Origin of the sequence: Bradyrhizobium sp., assembly GCF_036009065.1 — a bacterium.
Lineage (GTDB): Bacteria > Pseudomonadota > Alphaproteobacteria > Rhizobiales > Xanthobacteraceae > Bradyrhizobium.
On the sequence record NZ_DASYMN010000281.1, the window covers coordinates 1 to 1,625 of the forward strand.

Here is a 1,625-nt window from a genome sequence, read left to right on the forward strand (position 1 = left end):
GTCCGGGCGTGACACCGCAAACGCATCCCAAGCTCGATGCGCTGGTCGGCTATGCCATTCATTATTTCCGCGATTTCGTGCTGCCGACAAAGCGGTTCCGGGAGCCGACGGAGCAGGAGCGCGCGGCGCTTAACGATCTGCGCGATGCGCTGTCGCAGCTTCCCGGCGATTTCACCGCCGAGCAAATTCAGGATGTCGTTTACGAGATCGGGCGCCGCGAGCCGTTCCTCGATGAAAAGAAGAAGGCAAAGGACGGTAAGCCCGGCGGCTCGCTCGATTGGTTCAACATGCTCTATCAGGTGCTGCTCGGGCAGGAAAAAGGGCCGCGCTTTGGCTCTTTCGTTGGGGTCTATGGACTGAAGAACACCGTCGACATGATCGACGGCGCGCTGGCGCGTTCAGCCTAGCGGGGCCGTTTAAGCGCGGGCGCGTTCGCCGCGCCGCGCGCCAAGCTCCACCGGCCGATCCGGAATAGTGATGTGGAAGGTGGCGCCGATGGTGCCGTCGACGAGACGGATATCGCCGCCATGCGCACGCACAAGCTCGCCGGCGATGGTCAGGCCGAGGCCGGCACCGCCGGATTTCGTGGACCCCTGGAATGCTTCGAACAGGTGCGTGCGCGCACGATCGGGAAGTCCCGGTCCGGTATCGGAAATCTCGATGACGACGACGGCGCCTTCGCGCCGTCCGGTGACACGGACTTGGTCGCGCATCGGATCGTTCGGCCCGCGGCTTTCGAGCGCCTGCAGAGCATTGCGCCCGAGGTTGACCAGCACGCGGAACAGCTGATCGGGATCGGCGTCAACACGCAGGCCGCGCTCGATCGCACTAACCCAGCGAACCGGCGTATCGGGACCAAGGCCTAGCGTTTCGCGTACCTCCTCAACCAAAGGTTCGAGTGCGACGGCGCGGCGTTCCGGCGGCGATTCCTGTGCGCGTCCGTAGGACAGCGTCGATTGGCAGAATGCGATCGCGCGCTCCAGGGCGCGCATCAAGCTCGGCGCAAAACGCTGCACCGTCGGATCGGGCACGCTTGTGAGCCGATCCGAGAACAGCTGGGCGGACGCCAGCAGGTTGCGCAGGTCGTGATTGATCTTCGACACCGCCAAGCCGAGCGCGGCCAAGCGGCTCTTTTGATGCAGCATCGACGCAATGTCGGTCTGCATCGCTGCAAGCTCGCGTTCCGCCATGCCGATCTCGTCCTGGCGATCCGACGGGATCGTGATGCGCGCGGGATTCTCGGGTTGCTGGCGGAACGCCATCATCTCGGCCGTGATCCGCCGCATCGGGCGCACGAACATGTAATGCAGCGAAAGATACACGAGCGCGGCGGTGACCACTGAAATGAACAGCGACAGCAGCAGCACATTGGCCGAGAACCGCAGCATCGCTTGGCGCAATGGCGCCTCGTCGAGAACGATCTCGACGAACTCGCCGCCCATTGGCGCCGGGCCGACGACGCGCAGCATGTCATTGTCGGAGCAGAACAGCGTCTCGAAGGCATCTATGACCGCCCGCCACCACGAGACGCTGCGCATATCGATATCGGCATGCACCGGCGGCAGGTTCTCGGAAATCGCCAGCAGCCGGCGCTGCTGACCGATCTTCATGGCGACGGCCTTGGC

At 64.1% G+C, this 1,625-nt stretch carries 1 protein-coding gene and 1 pseudogene; one reads left to right on the plus strand and one right to left on the minus strand.

Annotated elements, in window-relative coordinates; translation table 11 throughout:
• A pseudogene (gene lysK, locus VGP39_RS17440) lies at positions 1-407 on the plus strand (lysine--tRNA ligase); the annotation flags it as partial.
• 9 nt (positions 408-416) lie between these two features.
• Here lysK and VGP39_RS17445 read toward each other — a convergent pair.
• Positions 417-1,625, minus strand: a 1,209-nt coding sequence (locus VGP39_RS17445; protein WP_327569351.1) for a HAMP domain-containing sensor histidine kinase, incomplete at its 5' end; no start/stop codon positions are given.